Raw genomic sequence first — 24,129 nt, forward strand, 5'->3', positions numbered from 1 at the left:
ACTAACGCAGAAGCCGTATGACCCCCTCCCCATTCCGCCGCCTTGTATTTGGCGCCCTGCGTCGCTTGCTGTACCTGTGGGTGCGCTCGGAGACCATCAACCAGTCTTCGCTGACCCTGAACCTGGATCGCAGCCGACCGGTGTTCTATGTACTGCAATCGCCCTCGCTGACCGAGCTGGCCGTTGTCGACGCCGAGTGCTCCAAAGCCGGCCTGCCGCGCCCGGTGCTGCCAGTTGCCGTAGGCGAGATGATAGAGCCAGCTGCCTTCTTCTACCTGACCCCCGAGCCGGACTGGCTGGGGCGTCAGGACAAGCGTGGCGCACCGCCGGTATTGACCCGACTGGTTGACGGCTTGAGCCAGCACCCGGGGGAAGACGCGCAAATCATCCCGGTCAGCGTATTCTGGGGCCAGTCCCCCGACAGCGAGTCCAGCCCCTGGAAACTGCTGTTCGCCGACAGCTGGGCCGTGACCGGGCGTTTGCGGCGCATGCTGCGCATCCTGATTCTGGGCCGTAAAACCCGCGTGCAGTTCTCGGCCCCTATCCATATGCGAGAGCTGGTCGACCTCAACAAGGGCCACGAACGCACCGTGCGCATGGCCCAGCGCATTTTACGGGTGCACTTTCGCAACCTGAAAATCTCGACCATCGGCCCCGACCTGTCGCACCGGCGTACGCTGGTAAAGGGCCTGGTCAACGAGCCTTCTGTGCGCCAGGCGATTCTCGATGAAGCCGAGCGCGAGAATATTTCACCCGACAAGGCCCGTGCCCTTGCGCTGCGCTACGCCAATGAAATCGCCTCGGACTACACCTACACCGCGATCCGTTTTTTTGAAGTGCTGCTGAGCTGGTTCTGGAACAAGATTTACGATGGGGTCAAGGTCAACCAGATCGAGAGCGTGCAAAAGGTCGCCCAGGGCCATGAGATCATTTATGTGCCGTGCCACCGCAGCCATATCGACTACCTGCTGCTGTCCTATCTGCTGTTTCGCAACGGCCTGACCCCGCCGCACATTGCCGCCGGGATCAACCTGAACATGCCGGTGCTGGGCCCGCTGCTACGCCGTGGCGGGGCATTTTTCATGCGCCGCACCTTCAAGGGCAACCCGTTGTACACCTCGGTGTTCAACGAATACATGCACACCCTGTTCACCAAGGGTTTCCCGGTGGAGTACTTCGTCGAAGGTGGCCGCTCGCGCACCGGACGCATGCTGCAACCGAAAACCGGGATGCTGGCCATCACCGTGCGCAGTTTCCTGCGTTCATCACGCACGCCGATCGTGTTCGTACCCGTATACATCGGTTACGAACGCGTTCTTGAAGGCCGCACCTACCTGGGTGAGTTGCGCGGCGCGAGCAAGAAAAAAGAGTCGATTTTTGACATTTTCAAAGTGATCGGTGCGCTGAAAAAACAGAAGTTCGGTCAGGTCGCAGTCAACTTCGGCGAGCCGATCAAGCTGGCCGAGTTTCTTGAGCAGGAGCAGCCGGGCTGGCGTCAGCAGGAGCTTGCACCGTCCTACCGCCCTGAATGGCTGAGCCAGACCACCAACCGCCTGGGAGAAAAGGTTGCCCGGCATCTGAATGAAGCGGCGGCCATCAACCCGGTAAACCTGGTGGCACTGGCCTTGCTGTCCACTACCCGCCTGGCCCTGGATGAGCAAGCCATGGCCCGGGTACTGGACCTCTATCTGGCCCTGCTGCGCCGTGTGCCTTACTCGCCGTACACCACCTTGCCCGAAGGCGATGGCCCGGCGCTGATCAAGCATGTCAAAGACATGAATCTGCTGGCCGAGCAAAGCGATGCGCTGGGCAAGATCCTCTATCTGGATGAGCAGAACGCGGTACTGATGACTTATTACCGCAACAACGTGATGCATATCTTTGCCTTGCCATCATTGCTCGCCAGCTTCTTCCAGAGCACTTCGCGCATGAGCCGCGAACAGATCCTGCGCTACACCCATGCGCTGTATCCGTACCTGCAATCGGAACTGTTTATCCGCTGGTCCGAGCAAGAACTCGACGGAGTGGTCGATCAATGGCTTGAAGCCTTTGTCGAGCAAGGGTTGCTACGGTTCGAAAAAGACGTGTACCTGCGCCCTGCGCCAAGCTCGCGACACTTTGTATTGCTGACGCTGCTGTCCAAAAGCATTGCGCAAACCCTGCAGCGCTTTTACATGGCCATATCCCTGCTGCTCAACAGCGGCCAGAACACCCTGAGCGCCGAAGAACTGGAAGACCTGTGCACCATGATGGCCCAGCGCCTGTCGATTCTGCATGGGCTCAACGCCCCGGAATTCTTCGACAAGAGCCTGTTCCGGCACTTTATCCAGACCTTGCTTGAAGAGGACGTGTTGCGCCGCGATAGCAATGGCAAGCTGAGCTACCACGAACTGCTCGGTGAACTGGCTGAAGGGGCCGCCAAGCGCGTGTTGCCTGCGGAAATCCGCCTGTCTATTCGCCAGGTGGCATTGCACCGCAGTGAAGATGCCGCGGATATTTCCGAGAGCGTGGGATAATCCTGCAAAGTTGAGTTGAAACGTCTCAACCGGTTTCAGCCTTCCAATCCGCGACTAGCCTTGGATGTGTGCCGAAGATTTCGGCACACATCCAAAGCAAACCAACGATAAGGAAGTCTGGAAATGACCCAAGACAACAAAACCCCCTCCGAACACCCCTCTCCTGAAACCAGGGGTAATGCTGGCACGCCCTGGCATGTTCAGAATCCCGATGGCAGCGTCCACGGTGGCAACGGCATCCAACCCGCCAGCCACAACAACCCCCCTGACGAATCCCAGGATGAACCTCTGACTGAATAACCCACTGAAACAGCAGCGGTTGTCAGGCACAGGTTTGCCGCTTCAAAGGCAAGTTCATTGCTAGAATCCCTTCCTTTCTCCAGTGTGAAATGTCTTACACAGGAAAAGAAACGGAGTCTGCCCTATGAAAAAGTTACTTTTACTGAGCCTGACCGCCCTGCTGGGAGCCTGTAGTTCCATGACCTCGACCCCGCAAGCGTCCCTCGACGGTGAAGTGTTCTACCTGCAACGTATCGCCCTGCCACCTACCGCTACACTGGAAGTGAGCCTGCAGGATGTGTCTCTGGCCGACGCGCCAGCAGTAACACTGGCCAAACAGAGCGGCCCGGTAAAAGGCCAGGTGCCACTGCCTTTCCACCTGACCTATGACCCGGCGCAAATCAAACCCGGCCACACCTACGCAATCAGCGCGCGGATTGAAGAGAACGGCCAGTTGCTGTTTATCAACACCGAGCGCAACAGTGTCGACCTGACGGCCAAGACCCAGCAGCCGATCCGTGTGCGCGTGGATCAGATTCGCTAATCCGCAGGCTCGCCCTCACCCCAACCCTCTCCCGAAGGGAGAGGGTTGGGGTGAGGGGCTTTGGCTCCTAGACCTTCTTCACCTTGAACCAAGCCGCATACAACGCAGGCAAGAACAGCAACGTCAGCACAGTCGCCACGATCAACCCGCCCATAATGGCCACCGCCATCGGCCCGAAGAACACGCTGCGTGACAGTGGAATCATCGCCAGTACCGCCGCCAGCGCGGTCAGCACAATCGGCCGGAACCGCCGCACCGTCGCTTCAATCACCGCCCGCCACGGGTCCAGCCCCGCCGCCTTGTCCTGCTCGATCTGATCCACCAGGATCACCGAGTTGCGCATGATCATCCCCGACAACGCAATGGTGCCCAGCATCGCCACAAAACCGAACGGTTTGCCAAACAACAACAGGAACAATGTCACCCCGATCAAACCCAAAGGCGCCGTCAGGAATACCATCACCATGCGCGAGAAACTGCGCAACTGCACCATCAGCAACGTCAGCACTACCACGATAAACAGAGGTACACCGGCCTTCACCGAGTCCTGGCCGCGGGTGGAGTCTTCCACCGTGCCACCCACTTCCAGCAGATAGCCATCTGGCAGCTCGGCACGCACACCTTCCAGGGTCGGCAGAATCTGCTGCACCAGGGTCGCCGGTTGCTCCTTGCCGTAAATATCCGCCCGCACCGTCACGGTCGGCAGACGATTGCGGTGCCAGATAATGCCTTCTTCAAAGCCGTACTCCAGGGTCGCAATCTGCGACAGGGCAACGCTCTGGCCATTATCGGTCGGTACCGCCAGGCTCGGCAGCAGCGCCAGTTCGGTACGTTCCTGGGCTGTGCCGCGCAGCAGAATTTCGATCAACTCGTTATCTTCGCGGTACTGGCTGACCGTCGAGCCCAGCAAGGTACTTTGCAAGAAGCGTGACAGGTTGGCCGTACTCACCCCCAGGGCACGCGCCCGGTCCTGATCGATATTGAGGTTGACCACCTTGCTCGGCTCTTCCCAGTCCAGGTGCACGTTAACCACATAGGGGTTGCCCCGCACCTGGGCTGCGACCTTGCGCGCCAGCGCCCGTACCTCTTCGATATGCTCGCCGGTCACCCGAAACTGCACCGGATAGCCCACAGGCGGGCCGTTTTCCAGACGCGTCACCCGCGAGCGTATCGTCGGGAACTGTTCATTGAGCGTGTCGATCAACCAGGTGCGCAGGCTTTCCCGGTCCTCGATGGTCTTGGCCAACACCACAAACTGGGCAAAGCTCGCCGCGGGCAGTTGCTGATCCAGTGGCAGGTAATAGCGGGGCGAACCGGTGCCTGCGTAAGCCACATAGTTCTCGATGCCCGGGTGATCCTTGAGCAGTGCCTCGAGCTGCTTGACCTGGTCGGTGGTGTTGCTCAACGAAGCACCCTCGGCCAGCTTCATATCGACCATCAGCTCCAGTCGGCTGGACGCCGGGAAGAACTGCTGCGGAACAAACTTGAACAGCACCACCGAGCCTATAAACACCAACGCGGTCAGGGCAATCACGGTTTTGCGCCGGGTCACGCACCACTCCACCAACCGACGTACGCGCTGGTAAAATGGCGTTGCATAGGGGTCAGGCACGCCAGCCCCTGTGCCGTGGTTGGCCGCATGAATCTTCGCCAGGTCCGGTAACAACAGCGCGCCCAAATACGGCACAAACACCACCGCAGCCACCCACGACGCCAGCAGGGCAATGGTCACCACCTGGAAAATCGAGCGGGTGTATTCGCCGGTGCTCGACTGCGCCATGGCAATCGGCAAAAAGCCCGCAGCCGTTATCAGCGTACCGGTGAGCATCGGGAACGCGGTGCTGGTCCAGGCAAAGCTGGCGGCCTTGAGCCGGTCGTAGCCCTGCTCCATTTTGATCGCCATCATTTCCACGGCAATGATCGCGTCGTCGACCAGCAGGCCCAGCGCCAGTACCAACGCGCCCAGCGAGATCTTGTGCAGGCCGATGCCAAAGTAATGCATGGCGGCAAAGGTCATGGCCAGCACCAGCGGAATGGTCAGCGCCACCACCATGCCGGTACGCACACCCAGGGAGAAAAAACTCACCAGCAAAACGATGACCAGTGCTTCGACCAGCACCTGCACAAACTCACCAACGCTGGTTTTCACCGCCGCAGGCTGGTCTGACACTTTGCCCAGCTGCATCCCCGCCGGAAGGTTTTTCTGGATCCGCTCAAACTCGGTGTCCAGTGCCTTGCCCAGCACCAGAATATCGCCACCGTCCTTCATCGCCACGGCCAGGCCAATCGCGTCCTGGCCCATAAAGCGCATGCGCGGTGCCGGAGGATCATTAAAACCGCGACGCACATCCGCCACGTCGCTGATGCGCAAGGTGCGCTCGCCTACGCGAATGGGGAAGCGCTCGATCTCTTCGACCGTCTTGAAGTTACCGCTCACACGCAATTGCACGCGCTCGGTCGGGGTTTCGAAGAAGCCCGCCGTCGATACTGCGTTTTGCTCTTCAAGGGCTTTTTGCACGGCAGCCAGCGGCAAACCCAGGGTCGCGAGCTTGAGGTTGGACAGTTCGATCCAGATTTTTTCGTCCTGCAGGCCCAGCAACTCGACCTTGCCCACATCCTTGACCCGCTGTAGCTGGATCTGGATACGGTCAGCGTAGTCCTTGAGTACCGCGTAGTCGTAACCTTCGCCGCTCAGGCTGTAGATATTGCCAAAGGTCGTGCCAAATTCATCGTTGAAGAACGGCCCCTGAACGTCCGGTGGCAAGGTGTAGCGGATATCACTGATCTTTTTGCGTACCTGATACCACAGCTCGGGGATCTGGTCGGAATGCATCGAATCGCGGGCCATAAAGGTCACTTGCGATTCACCCGGGCGCGAGAACGAGACAATGCGCTCGTACTCGCCGGTTTCCATCAGTTTCTTCTCGATTCGCTCGGTGACCTGACGCGAGACTTCTTCAGCCGTGGCGCCCGGCCAAAGGGTGCGGATCACCATCGCCTTGAAGGTAAACGGCGGGTCTTCGCTTTGCCCTAATTTGGTGTAAGAAAGACCGCCAACGATTGCCAGCAACAGCATCAGAAACAGGACGATCTGGCGATTACGCAATGCCCATGCGGACAGGTTGAAACCCATGGGGATCACTCCTTGGCCGCAATATTGATTGCCCGGTTGGAGCGATCAATCGGCCGCACCTCCTGGCCGGGATGCAACACATGCACACCGGCGGCAACAATCCAGTCATCGGCCGTAAGGCCTTCGAGCACCGGCACGCTGCTTTCGCCAAACGGCCCCACACGCACGGGCACCTGCTCCAGCTTGTTGCCTTGGCCCACCCGCCACACATAGGACGCACCATTTTCCGCAGTCAGGGCCGACAACGGCACCGACAGCGAGCTGACACCTTCACTCTGAATAAACACCCGGGCACTTTGTCCCAGTTCGGCAGGCACTTTGCCAGCGGTGAAAGCGATACGGGCAGCAAAGGTGCGCGATTTAGGATCAGCTGAAGGCGACAGTTCGCGGATGCGACCGCTGAAGCGCTGGCCAGGCTGCGACCACAACTCGACCGCTACCGGCATGCCTATCTTGAAACGGCCAAAATCCTGTTCCGGCAAGCTGATCAATACCTCACGCTCGCCATCGGCAGCCAGGGTAAACACCGTTTGCCCGGCATTGACCACCTGCCCCACTTCGACCTGGCGCTGGGCAATCACTCCGTCTTGCGGCGCACGCAACACCGCATAACTCGCCTGATTGCTGGCCACGTCCTGCTCGGCCTTGAGCTGTTGCAGCCTGGCTTCGCCTGAGCGGTAGAGGTTTTCGGCGTTGTCGAACTGCGAACGGCTGACCATCTGCCGGTCCAGCAGGGTCTTGTAGCGGTCGCGCTCGGCACGCACCAGGTTCAGGTTGGCCTGCCCGGCGGCGACCTGGGCGCGAGTGGCGTCCAGTTGCAGGCGCACGTCCTGCGGGTCCAGCTCGGCCAGCGGCTGATTAGCCTTGACCCGCTCCCCCTCGTCCACCAGACGCTTGGTAACTTTGCCGCCAATGCGAAACGCCAACTGCGGGTCAAAGCGTGCCCGCACTTCGCCGGGGTAACTCTGGCTGGCCAGTGCCGAAGGCTGCGGTTGCACCACCATCGCCGGGCTGATGCTGATTTTTGCGGGCTCCTGCTGCCCACACCCAGACAATAAAAACAGCAGACACACAGGCACAGCGCGGGGCAAGGCATGGCGCAACATGGTGATGACCTTTCGCTAATGGGGCTTGGAATATTTATACTGGCAGCATGTTATTAATACTAAACTCACCAGTCCAGTAATAAACGGATATGTCTGACAATCCTTTACCCCCCAATGCCCTCGGGCGCCCCAAGGACCTGGCAAAACGCCAGTCGATCCTCGACGCCGCCAAAACCCTGTTTTTGACCAAGGGCTATGCCAACACCAGCATGGATGCGGTTGCGGGCCTGGCAGGCGTGTCAAAACTGACGGTCTACAGTCACTTCACCGACAAGGAGACCCTGTTTTCCTCGGCAATCAAGTCCAAATGCACCGAACAGTTGCCGGTACTGTTCTTTGAATTGCCGGCGGGCAAGCCGATCAAGGATGTATTGCTGAACATTGCCCGTGGTTTTCAGGTGCTGATCAACAGCGAAGAGTCGCTGAACCTGCATCGCCTTATGGTTGCCCTGGGCAGCCAGGACCCCAAGCTGTCGCAGATCTTTCTGGAGGCCGGGCCGGAGCGCGTGGTGCACGAGATGGAGGGGCTACTGCGCAAGATGGATCAAAGCGGCGCGCTGCAGATCGACAACCCCCATTATGCGGCGGAGCACTTCTTCTGCATGCTCAAGGGCGCGCCGAACTTTCGCCTGCTGTTTGCTGGCGGTGAACCGCCGGGGCCTGAGGAAAGCGAGGCCCATGTGCAGGAAGTGGTGGGGATATTTATGCGGGCGTATCAGCCATTGTCGTGAGACCGCGGCGCCTTTTACCCTCACCCCAACCCTCTCCCGGAGGGAGAGGGGGCTGATCTGTGGTGTTACGCAGATTTGCTTTTACCTTTTAGGCCCCTCTCCCTCCGGGAGAGGGGCTTTTAAGGTTTCAACGCTTTTTTCGGATAAATATCGTAACGGCTCGACTTACCATCCAGCGCATGGCTCGGCTTGGGCCCGGCAATGCACGGTGCCTTGCGCGGGCGCTTGACCACCACCCGGTGGCTGGCCAACGCCAGCGCAGCTTCCAGCAACGCCGGGGCATCGTTGTCATCACCCACCAATGGCCGGAACAAGCGCATTTCCTTTTTCACCAGGGCGGTTTTTTCGCGATGGGGGAACATCGGGTCCAGGTAAATCACCTGCGGCGGTTCGCCTTGCCAATTGCGCATCACTTCGATCGAATTGCCCTTGAGCAAGTGCATACGCGACACGATCGGCGCCACCTCAAAGTCATCCAGACCACGGGCCAGCCCGTCTTCGAGCAAGGCACCGATCAGCGGCTGGCGCTCGATCAGGCTCATTTCACAGCCCAGGCTCGCCAGCACAAATGCATCCTTGCCCAGGCCCGCCGTGGCATCCAGCACCCGCGGGCGCACACCCTGCTGAATCCCCACGGCCTTGGCGATCATCTGCCCCGTGCCGCCGCCAAACAAACGTCGATGGGCCGCGCCACCTTCGACAAAGTCGACCCGCACCGGGCCCGGCGCATCTGCGCCCAACTGCTGCAGCTGCAAACCCTGGGCGCTCAATTGCAAGGCGAACTCGGCGTCCGGTTCGTCCAACGACAAACCCAGACGCTCGGCCCATTGCTCGGCCAGGGCCTGATAAGCCTCGTCCAGTGCCTCGACTTTGATACGACAGCCCGCTGTTTGCTCAATCATCTAAAAACACGCTCAAAAATTTAATGATCGGCAAAGACTGCCGATAAATGAAATATCCGGCATTTTGCCAGAGCTGAGCGCCAACCGAGAGTTATGTCAGACATTCAATCCGCATCTATCGGCTTTATTGCGCCCATTGGTGACTTTGGCCGACACAATTCCCAGATCACAGGAAGCGTCAACCACCTGTGGAAGGACTTCTACGCCCAGGCATTGGCCGAGCAGTCCGGTACTGAAGACTATGCGACGGTTGATACAGCGCCGACAGCCAAAAATGAAAATGCCGAGCCCCGTGGCGGCAGTGAGGTTTTGGGCACTATCGTGACCCAGCGCCACTGCGACGTTCAGGACACTGAACTGCGCCCGCCTGAAGCCCTGTTTTTGCCCATTGCCGAATTTGAACTGGACCTGCTGCCACCGCCCGCCGTGCCCTACCCGCCTGAGGTCATTGTCGAGCAACAACACCAGCAGGATTTCAACACTACGTGGGTGCGCCCAGTAGTCATGGCTCAGGGCCATCCGCTGCCTGAACCGGGCCCTGCGCCTGAACCTCGCGCGTTGCATCTGCCCATTGCCGAGTTTGAGTCTGACTTGCTGTCGCCGCCTGCCGAGCCCTTCGATGCCATGACCCTGATCGAGCAACAACGGGCCATGGATTTCGATCTGGGCTGGGCACGCCCGCTGGTGGTCAACAACTTGCGCCTGGCGGCTTAAAGCAGGCCTAGTTGTTCGCGACTCTGGGGGGGATGCAGCTCGGGCAATGCCGGCAACCCAGGTAACCTTTCACTCAGTTGAAGATGAAAACGCCGTGCCAGTTCCGGAGCACGGTGATTGTCCGGCGTGTGCAAAAAAACATAGGGCGTGCGCCCTTCCTCGATCCAGCCCGCGACTTTTTCAACCCAGGGCACCAGGTAAGGATCGTTGGCCTCAAGCTCCGGACGGCCAATAAAACGCACCTGCGGACATTGCGTGAAAGCCGCCGGACGTGGGGGCACCCTGGGCTTTTTCGATTGTGCGTGAAGCACGGCAGGGTCGCCCGAATCACAACTGAACAGTGCCCGCGAATCAAGGCAGATACGCTCAACCCCTCGATCCATCAGCAGACGATTGAGCAGGCGCTCGGCATCGCCCTTGGCGAAGAACTCCGGATGCCGCACCTCAACGGCCAACGGCCTCTGCAAGGCGTCCACAAAGCTCACCAGCTCCGCCAGGCGCTGTGGCCCGAAGCTTGCCGGGAGTTGTAGCCAAAATGGCGCTACACGCGCTCCCAAGGGCTGCAACAGTTGCAGGAAGTCTTCGGCTGCATGCAATTGCTCGCGCAAATCACCGCCGTGACTGATATCCCGAGGGAACTTGGCCGTCAGCCGAAAGTGTTCAGGCAGGCTTTGTGCCCATCGGACCACCGTGGTCGGTGCAGGCCTGGCGTAAAACGTGGTGTTGCCCTCGACCGCATTGAACACCTGCGCATACAGGCTCAGAAAATCCGCCGGGCGGGCGTTTTGCGGATACAGCCCTTCGCGCCAGGCGTTTTCACTCCAGGACGGACAACCGAGGTAGTAAGGAAGGTCAGTCATGTACTCAGATGTAAAGATCCAGGCCCAGCACTTCCTGTTCCCAGTCGACGAAGCCTGCGGTGGTCAGGTAGCTGGCAAGGGCACTGGCCGCGCTTTTGCTCATGGCGCGCTGGAAGATCATGTCTTGCGAGCGCACCGGCAACTGGCTGATGCGCTCGGCGCCGGAGGATGTGCGGGGGGTGTTTTCGGGCGCAGCCTCAGTGTCTTCAACCGACTCATCAACCACCGCCTGACCATTACGCGGCTTGCGCTTGATGGGGTATGACCGGGGAGAAAAGCTGTCAATGCGCATGGCTGCATGCTCTGTAACGATAGATACAATTTAGCGGCGCAGGGCAGACTAAGCAAATGGGCCGGCCATTTTGTAGCAGCAGCCTCGCTCCGCTCGGCAGCTGCTACAAAAGTGGATCAAACGCCACGTTCGGCTTTTGTAGCCGCTACCTTGTCGCGCAGGTACACAGGCTGGGCGTCATCGGCACGGATGGCTTCGCCGCGGGCCCAGGCAAAGCGGGCCAGGGTCAGCAGGTCTTCGGCGTGGGGCAACATGCCTGCGTCCATTGCATACGGCTTGACGTTCAAGCGCTCGGCATAGCCCCAGCCAGTGCCCGCGCCATACCAGTCGCCTGTAGCACCATCGGGCAAGGCCGCAGCCTCAGGCGCCAATACCGCTTCAGCGCCTTGCAGGCGCATTTCACCCGCTTCTTCGCGGTAGCAGCCCCAATACACCTCGTCCATGCGCGCATCGATCGCCGACACCACCTGGGTTGCGCCGTGCTCACGGTGAGCACGCTGGGCCAGGACCGCCAGGTTGGAGATCGGCAACACCGGGCGCTCCAGTGCAAAGGCCAGGCCCTGAACCACGCCAATGGCAATACGCACACCGGTAAAGGCACCAGGCCCGCGACCGAAGGCAATGGCCTCAACCGCCGACAGCTCGACACCGGCCGCGGCCAGCAGCGCCTTGATCATCGGTAACAGCTTTTGCGCATGCAGGCGCGGGATCACCTCGTAGTGGCTAGTAACCTTGCCATCGTGCAACAAGGCAACTGAGCAAGCTTCAGTCGCGGTATCCAGGGCCAGCAAGGTGGTCATCGGTGTTCCCGTCAGAATCAGAATTGAAAAAAGTGCAGCAGTATAAACAACAACAGCCCGCAAGCGGGCTGTTGTCATGACGCAAAATCGACTTATCAGCTCAGTGCTTCAAGCACCTTGGCCGTGATCGATTCGACCGAGCCAACGCCTTCAACGTGGCTGTACTTGGGCTTGCCCTGAGCAGCGGCCAGCTTCTGGTAGAAGTCCACCAGCGGCTTGGTTTGCGAATGGTAAACAGACAGGCGGTGACGAACGGTTTCTTCGGTGTCGTCCTTGCGCTGTACCAGATCTTCGCCGGTCACATCGTCCTTGCCTTCAACCTTTGGCGGGTTGTAGACGGTGTGGTACACACGGCCCGAGGCTTCGTGTACACGACGGCCAGCAATACGCTGGACGATCTCTTCGTCTTCAACGGCGATTTCCAGCACGTGGTCCAGCTCGACACCGGCTTTAACCAGCGCTTCAGCTTGCGGAATGGTGCGCGGGAAACCGTCGAACAGGAAACCGTTTACGCAATCCGGCTGAGCAATGCGCTCTTTGACCAGATTGATGATCAGGTCGTCGGAAACCAGGCCACCGCTGTCCATCACGCCTTTGGCGATCAGGCCCAGCTCGGTGCCGGCTTTTACGGCTGCACGCAACATGTCGCCGGTGGAGATTTGCGGGATGCCAAATTTTTCAGTGATGAACTTTGCCTGAGTACCTTTACCGGCCCCGGGAGCTCCCAGCAGAATTACGCGCATCGATGTGCTCCTCAAATTTTTTATTTAAATGACAACAAACTCGCCTCTTTGGGCCAGTCTCAAAATCGGGTTATGGCCATCAAAACGGCCAAGGGCTGATCAAGATACACAGCAGGCCCGGCCCACACAAGCCGCCCAAAGTAGGAAAAATTACAGCCAAACGGGCCTGTGCGGCCGGGTGTCACAGGTCGCAACCCCACAATAAAGTGTCGCGCCCGCGCAGCGATCGGCATCCAGTCTGCCGTGTCCCCGCCCGCTCTGGCGCGACATTTGCCGCTGTTTTGCCTTAGCCGGTGTTGCGCAAGCCGGCCGCGATCCCGGCCACAGTCACCAGCAACGCTTGTTCCAGAGGGCTGTCCTGCGCCGCTTGCTGGCGACGCGAGCGTGCCAGCAGCTCGGCCTGCAATAGATGAAGAGGATCAAGGTAAGTGTTGCGCAAACGGATGAACTCGAGCGTCTCCGGGCTATGTGCCATCAACTGCGCCTGCCCGGTCAAGCCCAGCACCACTGCGCACGCCTGCGACAATAAGTCGCGTAAGTGCGCACCCAATGGCAGCAGTTCCGGGCTCACCAGGCGCTCGTCGTAAAGCCGGGCGATATCGGCATCGGCCTTGGCCAGGACCATTTCCAGCATGTCGATACGGGTGCGAAAGAAGGGCCACTGCTCACGCATTTGTGCCAGTTGATCACCTTCACCGCGTTCCAGCGCACGACGCAATGCAGTTTCCCAACCCAGCCAGGCGGGCAACATCAGGCGGGTCTGGGTCCAGCCAAAAATCCACGGGATGGCCCGCAGGCTTTCAATGCCCCCTGCCCGGCGCTTGGCCGGCCGACTGCCCAGAGGCAAGCGGCCCAGCTCCTGCTCCGGGGTGGACTGGCGAAAGTACTCGACGAACTGCGGATTATCCCGCACTACGCCACGGTAGGCAGCGACCCCGTCTGCCGCCAGCTCATCCATCAGTACCCGCCAGCCCGGCTCCGGCAGGGGCGGTGGCAGCAAAGTGGCCTCCAGCACGGCGGCCAGGTACAGGTTGAGATTTTGCTCGGCAATGTCCGGCAGGCCGAATTTGAAGCGAATCATTTCGCCCTGTTCAGTGGTGCGGAAACGCCCCGCCACCGAGCCCGGCGGCTGCGACAGGATGGCCGCGTGAGCCGGGCCACCGCCGCGCCCCACGGTACCGCCGCGACCATGAAACAACAGCAGCTCGACGCCTTGCTCACGGCAGATATTGACCAGGGCTTCCTGCGCCCGGTACTGCGCCCAGGCGGCCGCGGTGGTGCCCGCATCCTTGGCCGAATCGGAATAGCCGATCATCACTTCCTGCGGGCCCTGCAGGTGCGCGCGATAACCCGGCAACAGCAGCAGGCGCTCGATCACCGGCCCCGCATTGTCGAGGTCGGCGAGGGTTTCGAACAGCGGTACAACCCGCATCGGCCGCTCCAGCCCAGCCTCCTTGAGCAACAGTTGCACCGCCAGTACATCCGAGGCAGCACCGGCCATCGAGATCACGTAGGAGCCCAGCGAGGCGCCCGGTGCGGCAGCGACTTCGCGGCAGGTCGCCAGCACTTCGGCGGTGTCGGCCCCCGGCTTGAAATAACCGGGCAACAGCGGCCGACGGTTGTTCAATTCGCGCATCAGAAAGCTAAGACGCGCATCTTCGTCCCAGTCCTCATAGCGGCCCAGGCCCAGGTAATCGGTGATTTCAGTCATGGCCGAGGCATGGCGTGCAGCATCCTGGCGCACATCGAGGCGCACCAGGAACAGGCCGAAGGTTACAGCCCGACGCAGGAAATCGAGCAGCGGGCCATCGGCAATTACGCCCATGCCACAGGCATGCAGGGACTGATAACACAGCTGCAACGGCGCCAGCAGTTCGCGATTGTCCTGCAGCACTTCAGGCGGCGCGGCCTGGGTGCTGTGCAAGGCTGTATGCGCCCAATTGCGGGTGGCCCGCAGGCGTTCACGCAATTGTTTGAGTACGGCGCGATACGGCTCGGCGCTGTCGCCTGCAGCGGCCAGCAGTTGCGCCGAGGCCTGTTGCATCGACAGATCGGCCGCCAGTTTGTCGATATCGCGCAGGTACAGGTCCGCCGCCATCCAGCGCGCCAGCAGCAGTACTTCACGGGTAACGCTGGCCGTGACATTGGGATTGCCATCACGGTCGCCGCCCATCCAGGAAGCAAAGCGGACCGGTGCGGCCTCAAGCGGCAAATGCAGGCCGGTCGCGGCATGCAGGGCCTTGTCAGCCTTACGCAGCATATGCGGCACGGCGTGCCATAACGAATGCTCGATCACCGCAAAACCCCACTTGGCCTCATCCACAGGGGTAGGTCGGGTGCGACGGATTTCTTCGGTGTGCCAGGCCTCGGCGATCAACCGCTGCAAGCGCTGATGAATCTCGGATTTTTCCGCGAGGGTCAGGTCACGATGGTCCTGGGCCGCCAGTTGCTCGGCTATGGCATCGTACTTCTGGATCAGGGTGCGGCGAGTCACTTCAGTGGGGTGTGCGGTGAGTACCAGTTCAATTTCAAGACGGCTGACCTGGCGCGCCAGCGACTCGGGGTCATGGCCTTCGGCGAGCAGGCGCGCAAGCAGTTGCGGCAACACCAGCGCCTCAAACGGCTGGGGCTGGCCTTCTTCACGGCGGTGGATCAGTTCGTACTGCTCGGCAATATTGGCCAGGTTCAAAAACTGGTTGAAGGCTCGCGCAACGGGCAGCACTTCGTCATCGCCCAGGGCGTCCAGAATGGCGCTTAACTCCTCGCCGGTGGTGCCGCGCCGGTCGGCTTTGGCCCCCTGGCGAATGCGCTCGATCTTGGCGAGAAAAGCTTCGCCGTATTGGTCACGAATCGTATTACCCAACAGCTCACCCAGCAGGTGAACATCATCGCGCAAGCGTGCATCAATATCGGTCATCAGCAGTTTCTCCAGCAGGATCCGGGGACAGCTCGTGCCCCAAGAGTGCGTTGCAAAGGCAGTTGGAGGCAAGCCATGGGAAGCACAGATTTAAAAAAATGCGCTGACCAATCGGTCAGAAAATCTTTTAGGCCAAATGCCATCTTTTATTGAACTATTCAAAAAACGCTTCGGTCACAGCCATTAACCATCACCGCTGGAACTCGTGTTCCAACACTCCGGGTGACGTCGCCAGTCGTGATGGAATTTGCTTTTTTAAGGAGCTTCCCAATGGAGTTGAAGACCATGATGACCCGCACTGTCAAAACCACCTCACCTCGCCTGCGCGGGCTAAAACTGGCTGCGCTGGCAATCGGCACCAGCTTCGTTCTGGCCGGTTGTGCTGGCAATCCACCTTCAGAGCAGTACGCCGTGACGCAATCGGCGGTGAACAACGCCGTGAGCGCAGGTGCCACTGAATATGCACCGGTGGAAATGAAGTCAGCCCAGGACAAGCTCAAGCAGGCCGAGCTGGCCATGCATGACAAAAAATATGACGAGGCCCGCCGCCTGTCCGAACAGGCTGAGTGGGATGCTCGCGTAGCAGAGCGCAAGGCCCAGGCAGCTAAAGCAGAGAAGGCTGTTCAGGATGCTCAGAATGCCGTTCAGCAATTGCGTCAGGAAGGCATGCGCAGCGTTCAGTAAACGCTGCCCTTTTTTGACTGCATCTGACGACACAGCATTCCTAATCGATAGAAAGGACGACATATCATGCGCAATACAGTAATGATCCCTGCCCTGTTGGCCCTGAGCGTTGGCCTGGCGGCGTGCTCGCACCAGCCCAACGTCAACCTGGAAAACGCCAAGACCAACTTCTCGGCCCTGCAAACCAACCCTGAAGCGACCAAGGTTGCAGCGCTCGAAACCAAGGACGCCAGCGAATGGCTGGACAAGGCTGAAAAGGCTTACCTGAACAAGGAAGACGAGTCCAAGGTTGACCAGCTGGCTTACCTGACCAACCAGCGTGTGGAAGTGGCCAAGCAGACCATCGCGTTGCGAACCGCTGAAAACAATCTGAAAAACGCCGGTGCGGCGCGCAACCAGGCCTTGCTCGATGCCCGTGATGCGCAGATCCAGCAACTCAAAGGCATGAACGCCAAGCAAACCGAACGCGGCACACTGGTGACCTTTGGTGATGTGCTGTTCCAGTTCGGCAAATCCGAGCTGCAACCCAACGGCATGCGCAATATCAACACCCTGGCCGAATACCTGCTGCAGAACCCGGACCGCAAGGTGATTGTCGAGGGTTACACCGACAGTGTCGGTTCGGCGGCTTTCAACCAGACCCTGTCCGAGCGCCGTGCCGAGTCGGTGCGTAATGCACTGGTGCGCAAAGGCGTAGACCCTACCCGCATCGTGGCGCAGGGCTATGGCAAGGAATACCCGGTGGCCAGCAACAGCACCGATTCTGGCCGCGCCCAGAACCGCCGCGTTGAAGTGACCATCTCCAACGACAACCAGCCGGTTGCTCCGCGTTCAACCATGAAGTAAGACATGAAAAAGCCCCGCCTGAGTAATCAGGCGGGGCTTTTTTTTGCGCAAATATATTCACAACTGTGAGAGCGGGCTTGCTCGCGATGCAGACAGCGCGGTTCGTCAGGCATACCGAGGCGATTCAATCGCGAGCAAGCCCGCTCCCACAACAGAACGTTACTGCTCCAGCTTCGGCGTTTCCTGGCCCAGGCAACGTACGGCCTGTTTCTTGTTGTTGACCAGCACACCGGTCAGGCCTTTTTGCTCGGTATCGAACAAGACGATGATGCCGTCGATGCACTGCGCCACCTGGTTGGCCGGCGTGAGCGAGACCTTATAGTCCTCCCCCGGGATAGTTTTGAGCATGGTGAAGTCGCTGAGCAGCAAGGCGTCCTCGGGCTTGGCAAAATGCAGGTAACCGTAGTACCACAGGGCGCCCACGGTGCCGATAATGCTGCAGATACCGGTGATGATCAGGGGGATGGCGTTGCGTTCTTCACTCATTGTTGGCTCTCGGATTCAAGTTCGGTGTTCGGTGACGCGGGGTAATTGGCAATTTCGCCCAGGCGCCGCACGCCATTGAAATGTTGCGGGTCATCCAGGTAACGCAGCATTACCTGACGCCAGGTCGGGTCGGCAAACGTCTGTACATGGCCGCCACGGGTCAGTTGCAGCACCTTGGGCGGTGGCGCAGCCTGGTACAGGCGCAGGCCATTGGAAAGCGGCACGATGGGATCATCGAGGCTGTGGAAGATCAGCATCGGCGTGTCGCCCATGTTCGGTATCGCGTAAAGAGCACTGTCGGCATCCGGTACCAGCCAGGACAGCGGCACCTGCAGCGGCCAGGTCAGCCAGGACGTACTCAGGGCAAACTGCCCCACTTCGCGGTAACTGGCCGGCACGCCATCGAGCACCACCGCCTTGACTCGCGCGCGCTGCTGCGGGTGCTCGCTCAGGTAGTGGATGCCCATGGCGCCGCCCAGGCTTTGCCCCAGCACAATCAACGGCAGGCCGCGGGTTTGCGGCTCATGCTGCAACCAGTCAAAAGCGGCATCGATGTCCTGATACACCGCCGGCAGCCCGGGCTCTCCTTGGGACAGGCCGTAACCGCGATAGTCGAGCATCAGCACTTGATAACCCTGCTCCGGCAACCAGGCAGTGGCGCCGAGATGGTAAGCCAGGTTGCCGCCATTGCCGTGCAGATGCAGCACCGTGCCCTTGAGCGGCACGCCTTTCTTGGCCGGTAGCCACCAACCGTGCAGGCGCGTGCCATCGGCGGCAGTCAGGGTGACATCGCTATAATCCAGGCCAGCGGCCTTCGGGGTAACCGGCTGGCCGGGCTCAGGGTAGAACAACAGGGAACTGCATCCGCTGAGGGTCAACAGCAGGCAGAGTGCAGCCAGGATTTTCATCAGAACGATTCGCCTGAACGAGTGAGTGTGGGAGCGGGCTTGCTCGCGATGGCATCGACGCGGTTCAACTGAAACGCCGCAGCGCCTGTATCGCGAGCAAGCCCGCTCCCACAGGGTTCACAAAATGTTGGAGTAATCCGCTTCGATACGGTCAAGGCTCAAATGGTTGAGGAAGTTGCTGAAGCACATCCAGGCCGAGAGCGCGTTCATGTCGCGGAACTGGTCCGGCAGGTACTTGGGCGCTACCACCAGGCCTTCATCCACCAACTGACGCAGGGTTCGCATGTCCTCCAGGGTGGTCTTGCCACAGAACAGCAGCGGCACTTGTTCCAGCTTGCCTTTACGTACGGCCAGCTGAATGTAGTTGTAAACCATGATGAAGCCCTTGAGGTAGGACAAGTCTTTGGTGAATGGCAGTCCATTTGGCACCGACCCACGGAAAACCCGACTCGCGTTGCCATAACTTTCTGGCATCTCGAAGCCTTGCTCGCGGAAAAACTCGTACACCTGCATGAAATCTGCGCCCTCCTCCACCATATGGATGGCGCGGGTTCGGTTGGTCAGTTTGCGCAGGCGACTGGGGTAGGAGGCAAAGGTGATGATCTCCATCAGGATTGCCAGGCCTTCCTGGGTCACGGTGGAAGAAGGCGGCCCCTTGGACAGGAAGGTGCAGATCGGCTGGTTCAGGCCATTGAGCGTGGTGCCCACATGCACCAGCCCTTCGTGGACTTCGAGGGCGCGCACGTCGCGTTCGTTGAACATCGCATCGGTACGGATCTTGATGTAATCGGCACCCGCCGCCGCATCTGCCACGATACCGTCGGACTCGAACACGCGGATGGTTTCTTCAGCCTCGCCAAACACCTTGTTCAGGCGGCTTTGCAGCAGATTCACGGCATCCTTGGCGGTCAGGATCTTGGCTTCGTCCTTGAGCGCCCCGCGCCCGTCGATGTTGTCCAGGTAATCGGACATCATCAGGCCCAGGTCAGCCAGGGTCGGATCGCCAGCATGAAACGCATCGGAAGCTGCGCCATACAGCTCCTGGGAAATAAGCCCGAAATCCTCGGTGCCACGGGCTTCGAGCATGCGCACCACCATGCGGTATTCCTTGCACATGCGCCGCATGATCTGCCCGACCGGGTTGAATTGCCCCAACTGGCGGGTGATATCCCGCTCGATGTTCTGGAACTCGGACTTCACCGCCGCCGAATCAAAAGCCAGTGGCCGGCCCAGGTAATAGTCGCGATCAACTGCAGGCATGGCCTTGCCTTTGGCCTTTAAAAAGCCCTGGCGGATGCTGTCATCCCACTTCACCGCATCCAGCACGCGGATCGGTGTCTGTGCCAGCACGATGCGGTCAGACAAGGTGCGTATCGTGCGCTGGTAGTCGTCCACCGGCAGCTTCCTTCAGTTAACAGCGTTATTTGGCCACACGTTTATAGCGGGCCGCTTCGACAAATACGTCGGAATTGGCCGGGTCATCCAGATAGGCAAAGACTTCAGCCGACGGGCTTTTGATCAGGGTACCCGTCCCTTCAGCGGTTTCCACAGGCTCACCGTTCAATGCGGACTGGCCAATGGCCTGCTTGATCTGATCCAGGTCAAGATCGTAGATCACCAGTTCGCCGTTATCGGTCAGCTCAAATCCGCTGAGGGTATGGTTGCCGCCCAGTTTGGCCGGTATCGCGGCCGAGGCATACCAGCGGCTGCCGTGGCGGGCGACGATAAAGACATAGCGCTCACGGGCCTTGGGTTCGCCCTTGGGGTAAACGACGGCCTGGTAGCGTGTTTTGTCGATGGCACTGATATCGAGATTGCGCGCCTGGCCCCAGGCATCCTTGCTGACCCATTTGCCCAGCAGCTGTTTGGGTGCCGGCTGCGCCTCGATCGGGGCCTGGCTGAAGGTCACGAGACAGCCGTTCAACATCAAAAACGACAATGCCATAAGCATCACGCGCCAAACTTTCATGCCTGCATCCTTCTATAGAGCGGCCAACACCAAGTGCATGTAACGCGTAAGAATAGCCAGACGGTCGTCATCCGCCTCGGGCTGCGCGCCATCAAGTAGGGCCTGATATTCCATCCGACCGATAATCGCCGTCAAGACTTTGGCATCCTGCTGAGGTTGTGTGGAGCCTAGCACTTCGAAGATCTGCCCGGCACCCTGCAGGAAAATCTGCTGATGGGCACGTACCAGCACCGCCAGCCGCGGGTTGATCAATGCGGCCTGATGAAAAGCTTGCTCGGCCATCAACTGGTCGCGGCGGGTGAGCAGTTGGCGCTGAAGGTAATCGGCAGTCATCCGTGCAATATCATCGGCCAGCAGCCCCCGCGCCCGGTGGCTGCCATCGCCCTGGGCCATCATTTCCCGCAACTTGCCTTCGGTGCCCTGCCACAGCTTGGCCATAAAGGCCGCACTGCGCTCCACATACTGGGCGAAGGTGTCGTTGATCAGGTCATCGATATCCTTGAAGTAATACGTGGTTGCCGACAACGGCACCCCCGCTTCGGCGGCCACCGCCCGATGGCGCACGCCCCGCACGCCGTCGCGTATGACGATGCGCATGGCAGCATCGAGAATCAACTGGCGGCGCTGCTCGCTGCCATGCCGGCTGGCCTTGCGACCCTGGTATTCGACACTTTGGGCAAGCGCCACCGCAACATTTGCTGCGCCTTGAGGAGGCATCACAGATTCCTTCTGAATTGAGCGGCGTTACCGAAACTGTGGGAGCGAGCCTGCTCGCGAAAGCCACCTTCGCGAGCAGGCTCGCTCCCACAAACTCTCCTGATTATTCTGCTGGCTGCATGCCAGGCAATAAAAAGCCGCCTTTAACGGCGGCTTCTTATTCTGCATCGTTACGCTTGCGGGCGCATATGCGGGAACAGGATAACGTCGCGAATCGACGGTGAGTTGGTCAACAACATCACCAGACGGTCGATACCGATACCTTCACCGGCAGTCGGCGGCATGCCGTATTCCAGGGCGCGGACGAAGTCGGCATCGTAGTGCATGGCTTCGTCGTCACCGGCGTCCTTGTCGGCTACCTGTGCCATGAAGCGCTCTGCCTGGTCTTCTGCGTCATTAAGCTCGGAGTAGGCGTTGGCGATTTCACGGCCACCGATGAACAGCTCAAAACGGTCAGTAACGTTCGGGTTCTCGTCGTTGCGACGGGCCAGCGGCGACACTTCGAACGGGTACTGGGTAATGAAGTGCGGTTGCTCCAGCTTGTGCTCGACCAACTCTTCGAAAATCATCACTTGCAGCTTGCCCAGACCTTCGAAGCCCAGCACCTTGGCGCCGGCTTTCTTGGCGATGGCGCGAGCCTTGTCGATGTCGTTGAGGTCGTCAGCGGTCAGCTCGGGGTTGTACTTGAGGATCGAGTCGAATACCGACAGTCGCACAAACGGTTCGCCAAAGTGGAACACCTTGTCGCCGTACGGTACGTCTGTAGTGCCCAGAACCAGCTGCGCCAGTTCACGGAACAGCTCTTCGGTCAGGTCCATGTTGTCTTCGTAGTCGGCGTAAGCCTGGTAGAACTCCAACATGGTGAATTCAGGGTTGTGACGGGTCGACACGCCTTCGTTACGGAAGTTGCGGTTGATCTCGAACACTTTCTCGAAACCACCCACCACCAGACGCTTGAGGAACAGTTCCGGCGCGATGCGCAGGTACATGTCCATGTCCAGGGCATTGTGGTGGGTTTCAAACGGCTTGGCCGCAGCGCCACCCGGGATGGTTTGCAGCATCGGCGTTTCGACTTCCAGGAAGTCGCGTGCCATCAGGAAGCTGCGAATGTGGGCAATCACTTGCGAACGTACACGGAAGGTGTGACGCACGTCTTCGTTAACGATCAAGTCAACGTAACGCTGGCGATAGCGCTGCTCGGTGTCGGTCAGGCCGTGGTGCTTGTCCGGCAGCGGACGCAGGGATTTGGTCAGCAGGCGCACGCTGGTCATTTCAACGTACAGGTCACCTTTGCCGGAGCGGGCCAGGGTGCCTTCAGCGGCAATGATGTCGCCCAGGTCCCAGGTTTTTACTTCGGCCAGGGTTTCTTCCGGCAGGGTCTTGCGGTTGACGTAGACCTGGATGCGACCGGTCATGTCCTGGATCACCATGAACGAGCCACGGTTAAGCATGATGCGACCGGCAACCTTCACCGGAATGGCGGCTTCGGCCAGCTCTTCCTTGGACGCTTGCGCATACTTCTTCTGCAGGTCAGCGCAGAGGCTGTCACGGCGGAAGTCATTCGGGAAGGCATTGCCCTTGGCACGCACGGCAGCAAGCTTTTCCTTGCGCAGGGCGATCAGGGCATTTTCTTCCTGTTGCAGGTCTTGCGGGTCGAGTTGTTGGTCGCTCATGTCTTTAAAAATTCCATCACAGTTCTGTTGCCCCCGCCTTGCGGCAGGGGGAAGCGGGCTTTGGCGCGCCCTATGGGCATCGCACTGGCTTCGCACACGTTTTGTTGCCGACTTACAGCCCTTGTTTCAGGCTGGCTATCAGGTATTCGTCGATATCGCCGTCGAGCACCTTGTCGCAGTCGCTGCGCTCGATATTGGTACGCAAATCCTTGATCCGCGAGGCGTCGAGAACGTACGAGCGGATCTGATGACCCCAGCCGATGTCCGACTTGGTGTCTTCCAGGGCCTGGGAAGCGGCATTGCGCTTCTGGATTTCCTGCTCGTAAAGACGCGCCCGCAGCATTTTCATCGCGGTGTCTTTGTTCGCATGCTGGGAACGTTCGTTCTGGCAGCTCACCACGGTATTGGTCGGCACGTGAGTGATACGTACGGCCGAGTCAGTGGTGTTTACGTGCTGACCACCCGCTCCGGAGGAGCGATAGGTATCGATCCGCAGGTCAGAGGGGTTGATGTCGATTTCGATGTTGTCATCGATTTCCGGCGAAACGAATACAGCCGAAAACGAGGTATGACGACGGTTGCCCGAATCGTACGGGCTTTTGCGTACCAGACGATGGACGCCAATCTCGGTGCGCAACCAACCAAATGCATATTCGCCTTTGATATGAACGGTTGCACCCTTGATACCGGCAACTTCACCGGCGGACAGTTCCATGATGGTGGCATCGAAGCCGCGCTTGTCGGCCCAACGCAAATACATCCGCAGCAGGATATTGGCCCAGTCTTGCGCTTCGGTGCCACCGGAGCCAGCCTGGATGTCCAGGTACGCGTTGTTGGCATCCATCTCACCACTGAACATGCGGCGGAATTCGAGTTTTTCAAGGGCTTCGCGCAGGCGTTCAACTTCAGCGGCCACGTCATCGACGGCGCCCTGGTCTTCTTCCTCGGCGGCCATCAACAGCAGGTCTTTGGCATCGGCCAGGCCTGTGTGCATCTCATCGAGGGTTTCAACGATCTGCGCCAGCAGGGAGCGCTCGCGCCCCAGTTCCTGGGCGTATGCAGGGTTGTTCCAGACACTCGGATCTTCAAGCTCGCGATTGACTTCGGTCAGACGCTCATGCTTTTGATCGTAGTCAAAGATACCCCCGAATGGTTTCGGAGCGCTCTGACAGGTCCTTGATGCTGTTAAGGATCGGGTTGATTTCCATGGCTGGCGGCACTCTCAGGCGATTTTTACAAAGCCGGGGAGTATACCGTAAACCGAGCGTATCAGCAGCCCGCCTGGCGGGGTTATGTGGCCAGTGACAAC

22 protein-coding genes are annotated in these 24,129 nt (G+C 59.5%); 7 read left to right on the forward strand and 15 right to left on the reverse strand.

What is annotated here, in order from left to right:
• Window positions 1-17: 17 nt before the first annotated feature.
• The 3 genes from plsB (at window position 18) to HBN79_RS11510 (ending at window position 3,339) form a co-directional block, all read left to right on the forward strand.
• A complete protein-coding gene (gene plsB, locus HBN79_RS11500; RefSeq protein WP_095018176.1) occupies window positions 18-2,516 on the forward strand; it encodes a glycerol-3-phosphate 1-O-acyltransferase PlsB in 2,499 nt (832 codons plus the stop codon).
• 123 nt (window positions 2,517-2,639) lie between these two features.
• Window positions 2,640-2,816 (forward strand): hypothetical protein, encoded by a 177-nt coding sequence (locus tag HBN79_RS11505; protein ID WP_153328079.1) that lies wholly within the window; start codon window positions 2,640-2,642, stop codon window positions 2,814-2,816.
• 124 nt (window positions 2,817-2,940) lie between these two features.
• Window positions 2,941-3,339 (forward strand): YbaY family lipoprotein, encoded by a 399-nt coding sequence (locus tag HBN79_RS11510; protein ID WP_095001293.1) that lies wholly within the window; start codon window positions 2,941-2,943, stop codon window positions 3,337-3,339.
• A 67-nt stretch (window positions 3,340-3,406) separates the two neighbouring features.
• On the opposite strand, the gene HBN79_RS11515 is transcribed toward HBN79_RS11510, so the two are convergent.
• A complete protein-coding gene (locus HBN79_RS11515) occupies window positions 3,407-6,472 on the reverse strand; it encodes an efflux RND transporter permease subunit (RefSeq protein WP_169916739.1) in 3,066 nt (1,021 codons plus the stop codon).
• Window positions 6,473-6,477: 5 nt separating this feature from the next.
• Window positions 6,478-7,578: an efflux RND transporter periplasmic adaptor subunit gene (locus tag HBN79_RS11520; RefSeq protein WP_095001291.1), complete on the reverse strand. Its 1,101-nt coding sequence runs from the start codon at window positions 7,576-7,578 to the stop codon at window positions 6,478-6,480.
• A gap of 89 nt (window positions 7,579-7,667) precedes the next feature.
• Between HBN79_RS11520 and HBN79_RS11525 the strand changes: the two genes are divergently transcribed.
• Window positions 7,668-8,309, forward strand: coding sequence for a TetR/AcrR family transcriptional regulator (locus tag HBN79_RS11525; RefSeq protein ID WP_169916740.1), 642 nt, complete (start codon window positions 7,668-7,670; stop codon window positions 8,307-8,309).
• A gap of 119 nt (window positions 8,310-8,428) precedes the next feature.
• Here the strand turns inward: HBN79_RS11525 and HBN79_RS11530 are convergent, their stop codons facing one another.
• Entirely contained in the window at window positions 8,429-9,211 is a 783-nt protein-coding gene (locus HBN79_RS11530) for a class I SAM-dependent methyltransferase (RefSeq protein ID WP_095001289.1), read from the reverse strand.
• A 93-nt stretch (window positions 9,212-9,304) separates the two neighbouring features.
• On the opposite strand from HBN79_RS11530, the gene HBN79_RS11535 reads away from it, so the two are divergent.
• Entirely contained in the window at window positions 9,305-9,925 is a 621-nt protein-coding gene (locus HBN79_RS11535; RefSeq protein WP_095018179.1) for an energy transducer TonB, read from the forward strand.
• On the opposite strand, the gene HBN79_RS11540 is transcribed toward HBN79_RS11535, so the two are convergent.
• From HBN79_RS11540 to ppc, 5 genes are all read right to left on the reverse strand, one after another.
• Window positions 9,922-10,785 carry a DUF72 domain-containing protein gene (locus HBN79_RS11540; protein ID WP_095018180.1) on the reverse strand — a complete coding sequence of 288 codons (864 nt, stop codon included), beginning with the start codon at window positions 10,783-10,785 and terminating at the stop codon, window positions 9,922-9,924. The two genes, HBN79_RS11535 and HBN79_RS11540, sit on opposite strands and share 4 nt — an antisense overlap.
• A gap of 4 nt (window positions 10,786-10,789) precedes the next feature.
• A complete protein-coding gene (locus HBN79_RS11545) occupies window positions 10,790-11,077 on the reverse strand; it encodes a hypothetical protein (RefSeq protein ID WP_095018181.1) in 288 nt (95 codons plus the stop codon).
• Between the two features lie 116 nt (window positions 11,078-11,193).
• Window positions 11,194-11,877: a tRNA (adenosine(37)-N6)-threonylcarbamoyltransferase complex dimerization subunit type 1 TsaB gene (tsaB, locus tag HBN79_RS11550; RefSeq protein WP_095018182.1), complete on the reverse strand. Its 684-nt coding sequence runs from the start codon at window positions 11,875-11,877 to the stop codon at window positions 11,194-11,196.
• Between the two features lie 95 nt (window positions 11,878-11,972).
• Complete coding sequence (gene adk, locus HBN79_RS11555) at window positions 11,973-12,620, reverse strand: adenylate kinase (RefSeq protein WP_095001284.1); 648 nt, start codon at window positions 12,618-12,620, stop codon at window positions 11,973-11,975.
• 286 nt (window positions 12,621-12,906) lie between these two features.
• Entirely contained in the window at window positions 12,907-15,537 is a 2,631-nt protein-coding gene (gene ppc / locus HBN79_RS11560; protein ID WP_095001283.1) for a phosphoenolpyruvate carboxylase, read from the reverse strand.
• Window positions 15,538-15,822: 285 nt separating this feature from the next.
• Here ppc and HBN79_RS11565 point away from each other — a divergent pair, with 285 nt between their 5' ends.
• Window positions 15,823-16,221: a DUF4398 domain-containing protein gene (locus tag HBN79_RS11565; RefSeq protein WP_169916774.1), complete on the forward strand. Its 399-nt coding sequence runs from the start codon at window positions 15,823-15,825 to the stop codon at window positions 16,219-16,221.
• Between the two features lie 66 nt (window positions 16,222-16,287).
• Window positions 16,288-17,067: an OmpA family protein gene (locus HBN79_RS11570; protein ID WP_095001282.1), complete on the forward strand. Its 780-nt coding sequence runs from the start codon at window positions 16,288-16,290 to the stop codon at window positions 17,065-17,067.
• A 159-nt stretch (window positions 17,068-17,226) separates the two neighbouring features.
• On the opposite strand, the gene HBN79_RS11575 is transcribed toward HBN79_RS11570, so the two are convergent.
• From HBN79_RS11575 to prfB, 7 genes are all read right to left on the reverse strand, one after another.
• Window positions 17,227-17,553: a hypothetical protein gene (locus HBN79_RS11575; RefSeq protein ID WP_029611547.1), complete on the reverse strand. Its 327-nt coding sequence runs from the start codon at window positions 17,551-17,553 to the stop codon at window positions 17,227-17,229.
• Window positions 17,550-18,461 carry an alpha/beta hydrolase gene (locus HBN79_RS11580; protein WP_095018184.1) on the reverse strand — a complete coding sequence of 304 codons (912 nt, stop codon included), beginning with the start codon at window positions 18,459-18,461 and terminating at the stop codon, window positions 17,550-17,552. Before HBN79_RS11580 ends, HBN79_RS11575 begins: the two co-directional genes overlap by 4 nt.
• Before the next feature lie 117 nt (window positions 18,462-18,578).
• Window positions 18,579-19,862 carry a flavohemoglobin expression-modulating QEGLA motif protein gene (locus HBN79_RS11585; protein ID WP_153326490.1) on the reverse strand — a complete coding sequence of 428 codons (1,284 nt, stop codon included), beginning with the start codon at window positions 19,860-19,862 and terminating at the stop codon, window positions 18,579-18,581.
• A 19-nt stretch (window positions 19,863-19,881) separates the two neighbouring features.
• Window positions 19,882-20,430, reverse strand: coding sequence for a hypothetical protein (locus tag HBN79_RS11590; protein ID WP_095026621.1), 549 nt, complete (start codon window positions 20,428-20,430; stop codon window positions 19,882-19,884).
• Between the two features lie 12 nt (window positions 20,431-20,442).
• Complete coding sequence (locus HBN79_RS11595) at window positions 20,443-21,147, reverse strand: TetR family transcriptional regulator (protein ID WP_095001278.1); 705 nt, start codon at window positions 21,145-21,147, stop codon at window positions 20,443-20,445.
• A 170-nt stretch (window positions 21,148-21,317) separates the two neighbouring features.
• The gene (lysS, locus tag HBN79_RS11600; RefSeq protein ID WP_095001277.1) at window positions 21,318-22,820 is read right to left on the reverse strand and encodes a lysine--tRNA ligase; all 1,503 of its coding nucleotides are present in this window, start codon (window positions 22,818-22,820) and stop codon (window positions 21,318-21,320) included.
• Between the two features lie 112 nt (window positions 22,821-22,932).
• A protein-coding gene (prfB, locus tag HBN79_RS11605) for a peptide chain release factor 2 (RefSeq protein ID WP_130872011.1) occupies window positions 22,933-24,028 on the reverse strand; the annotation gives its coding sequence in 2 pieces (ribosomal slippage) (window positions 22,933-23,955 and window positions 23,957-24,028; 1,095 coding nt in all).
• Between the last annotated feature and the right edge of the window lie 101 nt (window positions 24,029-24,129).

The sequence above is a fragment of the Pseudomonas sp. WS 5051 genome, assembly GCF_012985715.1.
Lineage (GTDB): Bacteria > Pseudomonadota > Gammaproteobacteria > Pseudomonadales > Pseudomonadaceae > Aquipseudomonas > Aquipseudomonas bubulae.